This window comes from Streptomyces sp. LS1784 (assembly GCF_020103755.1).
Classification (GTDB): Bacteria; Actinomycetota; Actinomycetes; order Streptomycetales; family Streptomycetaceae; genus Kitasatospora.
In genome coordinates this window covers 1-6,441 of the sequence record NZ_JAHSQD010000480.1, presented here as the reverse complement: position 1 = coordinate 6,441, position 6,441 = coordinate 1, and the positions used below count along the sequence as shown (strand labels likewise).

General features: G+C 75.1%; 7 protein-coding genes. 4 read left to right on the top strand and 3 right to left on the bottom strand.

Going from position 1 to position 6,441, the window contains the following annotated elements; genetic code table 11:
- A partial coding sequence (locus tag KS423_RS35285) for an NmrA family NAD(P)-binding protein (protein ID WP_224283828.1) occupies window positions 1–786 on the top strand: 786 nt, incomplete at its 5' end.
- 141 nt (window positions 787–927) lie between these two features.
- Here the strand turns inward: KS423_RS35285 and KS423_RS35280 are convergent.
- Entirely contained in the window at window positions 928–1,359 is a 432-nt protein-coding gene (locus tag KS423_RS35280; protein ID WP_224283827.1) for a protein phosphatase, read from the bottom strand.
- A gap of 30 nt (window positions 1,360–1,389) precedes the next feature.
- A complete protein-coding gene (locus KS423_RS48220; RefSeq protein WP_308020285.1) occupies window positions 1,390–2,772 on the bottom strand; it encodes a response regulator transcription factor in 1,383 nt (460 codons plus the stop codon).
- 149 nt (window positions 2,773–2,921) lie between these two features.
- Here KS423_RS48220 and KS423_RS35270 point away from each other — a divergent pair, with 149 nt between their 5' ends.
- The 3 genes from KS423_RS35270 to KS423_RS35260 all read left to right on the top strand — a co-directional run bounded on the left by KS423_RS35270 (window position 2,922) and on the right by KS423_RS35260 (window position 5,778).
- Window positions 2,922–3,854: an NADP-dependent oxidoreductase gene (locus tag KS423_RS35270; RefSeq protein ID WP_224283826.1), complete on the top strand. Its 933-nt coding sequence runs from the start codon at window positions 2,922–2,924 to the stop codon at window positions 3,852–3,854.
- 228 nt (window positions 3,855–4,082) lie between these two features.
- On the top strand, window positions 4,083–4,814 hold the full coding sequence (locus KS423_RS35265; protein WP_224283825.1) for an MIP family channel protein: 732 nt from the start codon (window positions 4,083–4,085) through the stop codon (window positions 4,812–4,814).
- Between the two features lie 175 nt (window positions 4,815–4,989).
- A complete protein-coding gene (locus KS423_RS35260) occupies window positions 4,990–5,778 on the top strand; it encodes an SDR family NAD(P)-dependent oxidoreductase (RefSeq protein WP_224283824.1) in 789 nt (262 codons plus the stop codon).
- 17 nt (window positions 5,779–5,795) lie between these two features.
- On the opposite strand, the gene KS423_RS35255 is transcribed toward KS423_RS35260, so the two are convergent.
- Window positions 5,796–6,441 (bottom strand): NAD(P)-dependent oxidoreductase (locus KS423_RS35255; protein WP_224283823.1); only part of this gene is annotated, 646 nt, incomplete at its 5' end.

Below are 6,441 nucleotides of genomic sequence, written 5' to 3'. Positions count from 1 at the left end.
GGCCGGCCCGTCCGCGCCCTCACCCGCAACCCCGGCTCGCCCGCAGCCGCCGAACTCGCCGCACTCGGCGCCGAGGTGGTCCGCGCCGACTTCGACGACCCGGCCTCCCTCGTCGCGGCACTCGACGGCGCCGGCGCGCTGTTCGCCATGTCCACCCCGTTCGGGACCGACCTCGATGCCGAAGTCCGCCAGGGCATCGCCCTGCTGGACGCCGCCCGGGCCGCCGCCACCGTCCGGCACGTCGTCTACGCCTCCGCCGCCAACGCCGACCGCTCCACCGGCATCCCGCACTTCGACAGCAAGCACCGCATCGAGCGGCACCTGGCCGGCCTCGGTCTGCCCTGGACCGTCCTCGGCCCGGCCGCCTTCATGGAGAACTACGCCAACGACTGGACCCTCAAGTCCCTCCGCGAGGGCGTCTTCCACCTCCCCATGCCGCCCGGCGTCCCGCTTCCCGTGATCGCCGCCGACACCATCGGCGCCTTCGCCGCCCATGTCCTCGCCCGGCCCGGGGCGTACGCGGGCCGGCGCATCGACATCGCCTCGCAGTGGCGCACCGGCGAGCAGATCGCCGCCGCCATCGGTGCGGCGAGCGGCCGGCCGATCCGCTTCGAGGAGGTGCCGCTCTCGGTCGCGGCAGGGTACTCCGAGGACCTCGCCACGATGTTCCGCTACTTCCGGGAGCCCGGGCTCACCATCGACACCGGAGCCCTGCACGCCGAGCACCCCGACATCGACTGGCAGCCGCTGGAGACGTGGGCGGCGGGCCGCAGCTGGGACCTCTGACGGAGTTCAAGGGCCGGTGGTGAGGTGCGCGACGGCGCCGAGCCCGGCTTCGGCCCGTTCCGGCCTGGTACGCGTCACCGTTGACCGTTCCGCCGGTGGTCCGATCGGCCGTCGAAGTCTCTGGGGCGCTCCCCACCCGGCCTAGGCCGGCCGCTCCACGAACTTGCGCTGCCACGGCGTTTCGACCGCGTGCCGGCTGTAGTGCTCCCGCACGTAGTCCACCGCCTCGGCGGCCGGGACGCCGTCCAGGACGGCGATGCGGGCGAGCGCGGTGCCCGTGCGCCCTCGCCCGCCGGCGCAGGCGAGTTCGACGCGTTCGGTGGCGGAGCGTTCCCAGGCCTCGCGGAAGGCGTCGGCGGCGTCCGCGCGGTCGGCGGGGAGGCGGAAGTCGGGCCAGCGCACCCAGCGGCTCGGCCAGTCGACGTGCGGCGGGCGGCCCAACAGGTAGAGGCCGAAGGTCGGTTGGGGTCCGGGCGGCAGGGGTCGGCTGAGGCCGCGACCGCGCAGCAGGCGGCCGGAGGGCAGGCGCAGGATGCCGGGGGTGGTCGGGTCCCAGGTGGCGGGTTCGGTCATGGTCTCTTTCTCTCGGGGGGGGGGGGATGTTCAGGATGCCGCGTGCAGCCCGACGGGCCCGCGTGGCAGTCCGGCGCGGTGGGCCAGGGCGGCGGCCTCGCCGCGCGAGGAGACATCGAGTTTGGCGAGGATGTTGGCCACGTGGAACTTCACCGTCGACTCGCTGATGTGCAGCGCCGCCGCGATGTCCCGGTTGCGGCGGCCGCGCGCCAGCTGGTCGAGGACCTCCAGCTCGCGCGGCTGGAGGCCGTCCAGCGGGTCGGTGGCGAGGACGGGCTCGGGCAGGGCGAGCGGGAGGTCGACGGTCACCGTGGTGCCCCAGCCCGGGACGGCCTCGACGCCGTGGTGTCCGCCGAGGGCGGTGATGCGGTCGGCGGTGCGGTGGACGGCGAGGGCGTCGGCAGTGAGCAGGCCGAGGCCGTCGCCGCGCACCACGGCGCGCAGCAGGCCGTCCGTCGTGAGCTGCCAGCTCACGTGCAGCCGGGTCGGCTTCTCCTGTTCCAGCATCAGCAGCACGGCGACCCGGACGGCGTCGCGTGCGGTGTGCGCGGCGTCCGCCGGGACGGACCGGCCGGCCTCCGCCGGGGGTGCGGCGTCGAGGTGGACCCGGGTGTGCCGCAGCAGCGGGCGCAGCTCGCGCACCAGCCGGGCGAAGGCGGCGTCGGCGGGCTCCTCGCTGAGGGTGCGGTCCAGTTCGGCGCCCTGGCGCAGGTCGAGCAGGGCGGTGACGGCCAGCTCGGTGGCGCTGCGGCGGGCCGTGGCGTCGTCCAGGCCGGGCGCGCGCAGCGGTGCCAGGATCGCGGTGAGCGCCGCGCTGTGGGTGCCGGTGAACTCGGCGATGGCCCGGGCCCGGGCGTTGGCGGAGGCGCGGGAGGCGGCCGTCTGGGTTGGGGCGGCGTCGGTGGCGCGGTGGTCGGAGTGGGCGATCACCAGGTCCCACAGCTGTTGCAGGACGGCGAGCGCCCCGGGTGCCACCGGTTCGGTGCCCGTCCGGACGAGGACCAGGACGGCGCCGCTGTCGTTGCCCGGCGTGGTTGCGACGACCACCACCGGCCGGGACCGTCCGGCGAGCTCGGCCTCGCCCTGCCAGGGACGGCCGGCCGAGGTGGTCCCGGCCGTGCGTTCGGCCAGCCGGGACAGGTCCAGCGCGCTGATGGCGCCGGTGAGCTCGGGCGGGCCGTAGCTGTGCGTGGGGCTGAACGTACAGACGCCACTGAGCTGTGCGAGCGCCGCGTGCGGGACGAGGGTGCCGAGCACCTCGGACAGTCGCCGCAGGACGTCCGGCCGGGGAGCGCGCAGCACTTCGACGGCCCGTGCCAGCGCGTCCTCGGGGCGGCCCCAGTGGTCGCGCCAGGTCCCGTCCGCGCCGCCCGTACCCGCCGTTGTAGCCGCCGCGCCCCTCGTGTGGTCCATGAGGTCCAGCCTAGTTCGGGTGCCGCCGTTCCCACCTGGCCGTTCGGACAGGTGGAACCGTCCGAAGGACCGGCCGGGCAGCCACCGTCCCGGTCGCAGGATGGAAGGCGTCGGAGCGAACCAACTCCCCTGAAACCGAAGGATCTTCCATGACCAAGGCGATCGCCTTCTCCGAGTTCGGCGGCGCGGACGTGCTGCGCCCGACCGACATCGAACTGCCCGCTCCCGGGCCCGGCCAGGTGCTGGTCGCGGTCCGCGCGGTGGGTGTCAACCCGGTGGACCGCAGGCTGCGCACCGGCGAGCTGGCCGCGCTGTTCCCGGTCGTCTTCCCCTACGTGCCGGGCGTCGAGGTGTCCGGCACGGTCGAGGCCGTCGGCGCGGAGGTGAGCGGCTTCGCGCCCGGCGACGAGGTGTTCGGCAGCATGATGGGCGGCGCCTACGCCGAGCACGCGCTGGTCGACGCGGCGGTGCTGGCCCACAAGCCCGCCACGCTGGGCTGGGAGGAGGCCGCCGCGCTCCCGACGGCCGCCGAGACCTCCGAGCGGGTCCTCGACGTCCTCGGCGTGCGGCCGGGCGAGACACTGCTGGTGCACGGCGCCGCCGGCGGGGTGGGCACCCTGCTGCTCCAGTTCGCCCGGGCGCGCGGGATCACCGTGGTCGGCACCGCGAGCGAGCCGAACCACGCCTACCTGCGGGAGCTGGGCGCGATCCCGGTGACGTACGGCGAGGGCCTGGCCGAGCGGGTGCGGGCCGCCGCCCCGGGCGGCGTTGACCGGGCGCTGGACGCGGCCGGGCGGGGCGGGGTGCTGCCGCTGTCGATCGAGCTGACGGGCAGTGCGGACCGGGTGCTGACGATCGCCGACATCCAGGGCGCGCAGGAGCACGGCGTCCGCTTCAACGGCGGAGCCGAGGGTGTCGAGTCGTACCACCAGCGCGCCTACGCGGCCGCGCTCGCCCTGTACGAGGCGGGCACCCTGCGGCTGCCGCTGCACCGGGTGTTCCCGCTGGCCGAGGCGGCCGAGGCGCAGCGGGTCAGTGAGGACGGGCACCTGCGCGGGAAGATCGTGCTGACGGTCCGATAGCCGCCCGGCGCCCGCCCTGTCCCCGTCTGCCCGTTTTACCTACGTTTTGCATTGGGCTCGCCATTTTCGTACGGTTTCAGCCGTTCGGAGTAATTCGGCAGGCGGACGCGCCGTGAACACGGCGGTGGGCCGTTCGGCCGACATGCGGTCCCCCGAACGGTCGACCAGGGTTGGCCGGACGTGGGCGGTACCGGTCCGCCTGCCCTGACGGTCAGGAGGACCAGGCGCATGGGTGGAACGGACAGGCGGGCGGTGATCGGCGAGTTCCTCGGGACCCTGCTGCTGGTGCTGCTGGCGGTGGGCGCGGCGGTGCTCGCGGGGGACGCGATCGGCCCGGTCGGCATCGCGCTCGCGTTCGGCTTCGTACTGCTCGCACTCGCGTACGCGCTCGGACCGGTCTCCGGCTGCCACGTCAACCCGGCGGTGACGTTCGGCTTCCTGCTGGCCCGCCGGATCGACGGGCGTACGGCGGTGTCGTACTGGGTGGCGCAGCTGCTCGGCGGCATCGCGGGTGCGGCGCTCGTCCTGTTGCTGGCCAAGCAGGTACCGGGGCTGGAGACCCACGGCAAGCTCGGCACCAACGGCTGGGGCGACCGCTCCCAGGTGCACATCAACGCCGGCGGTGCGTTCCTGACCGAGGTCGTCCTCACCTTCCTGCTGGTGTACGTCGTGCTGGCGGTGACCCACCGGCTGGCCGCGGTCGGCTTCGACGGGCTGCCGATCGGCATCGCGCTGGTGGTCGTCCACCTGGTCGGCATCCCGCTCACCGGCACCTCGGTCAACCCGGCGCGCAGCCTCGGCCCGGCCCTGTTCGCGGGCGGCGGGGCGCTGTCGCAGCTGTGGCTGTTCCTGCTCGCCCCGCTGGTCGGCGGCGCCCTGGCGGCGGGTGTGCACCTGCTGACCCGCCCGCAGCCCAACCTCCCGGTGGCCGAGGCCCTGGCCACCGACGCACGGGTGTAGCTCCCGCACAACGGCCGAGCGGCGGCCGGGACCGTGGTGACGGTCCCGGCCGTCGTCGTCGGCCGTGCGACACGCGCCCGCCCCGCCGGGCCGCTTTTGAGCCGTAGACCGGCCGGATCCGGTGCGCCGCCCGAAGAGCCCCGGCTCCCATCCGCCCGCTGGGTAGAGTCGCGCCATGGTGACTGTGAACGCGGGGAGCCCCGCGGGCGGGCGACTGGCCGGCCGATCCTGTGTGGTGACGGGCGCGGCCAGCGGCATCGGACGGGCCGTCGCCGAACGCTTCCTCCGGGAGGGCGCGTCGGTGGTCGCCACCGATGTGGACGCGTCCGGGCTGGACCGGCTGGCCGATCAACTCCCGGGCGCCCTCAGTACGGTGGTCGGCGACGTGGCCCGGGACGAGGACGCCCGCCGGATGGTGGCGGCCGCCGTCGAGCGGCACGGGCGGCTGGACGTCCTGGTGGCCAACGCCGGGGTCATCCCGCTGATGGAGATCACCGAGGCCACCGCCGAGGACTGGGACCACGTGATGGCGGTGGACGGTCGCGGCATGTTCCTCACCTGCAAGTACGCGATCGAGGCGATGGCCGCGCAGGAGCGGCCCGGCGGTTCGATCGTCTGCCTGTCCTCCATCTCCGGTGAGGCCGGCCAGCGCGGCCAGTCGGTGTACGGGCCCGCCAAGTTCGTCGCCTCCGGCCTCACCAAGCACCTCGCCGTCGAATGGGCCGATCGCGGCATCCGGGTCAACGCCGTAGCCCCCGGCACCATCACCACCGAGCGCGTCGCCCGGCTGCACGACGAGCCCGGCGGTCCCGAGTACCTCGCGGCGATCGAGAAGCTGCACCCGATGGGCCGGCTCGGTGACCCGGCCGAGGTGGCGGCGGCCGTCCTCTTCCTCGCCTCCGACGACGCGTCCTTCGTCACCGGGGTCGTGCTGCCGGTGGACGGCGGGTACCTGGCGCAGTAGTGCGCCCGGCGCTCCGACTATGCGGTGAGCAGCTCGACCAGGGCGGACACCCCGTCCGAGCCGTGCCCGGCCCCGACCGCCCGCCTGGTGACCGCGAGCGCCGCGTCCAGGACGGAGGTGTCCAGGCCGTGCGCCCGGGCGGTGTGCACGACGTGCGCCAGCCCGGCCTCGGCGGAGGCGAGGCTGCTGTGGTCGCCCGGATGCCGGCGGTCGTCCGCGCGCTGTGCGAAGCGGTCGATCAGCGGCGGCAGCATGCTCGGCAACCCCTGGGCGTACGGCGCGAGCTCGGCGCCGGCGATGCCCTCGGCGCGGGCCAGCGCCAGGGCGTGCAGGTAGCCGTGCACGGTGGTCCAGAACAGGTCGAGCAGGGCGGCGTCGAAGGCCGCCGCCCGGCCCGGGTCCGTGCCCACGTGGCGCACGGTGCCCAGCGCCCGCAGCGTCTCCTCGTGGATGGCGAAGGCCTCGGCGTCGCCGCTCAGCAGGACGGTGCCCTCCGGGCGGCCGATGGTCGGGGTGGGGGTGAGGATCGCGGCGTTCAGCAGGCGGAAGCCCCGGGCCTCGGCGTCGGCGGCGTTCGCCCGCGCCTCGCCCGGCGCGACCGAGGTGGCGTTGACGACGGTCCGGCCGCCCAGCGCCGTCCCGGCGGCCTCCAGCACGGCCCGG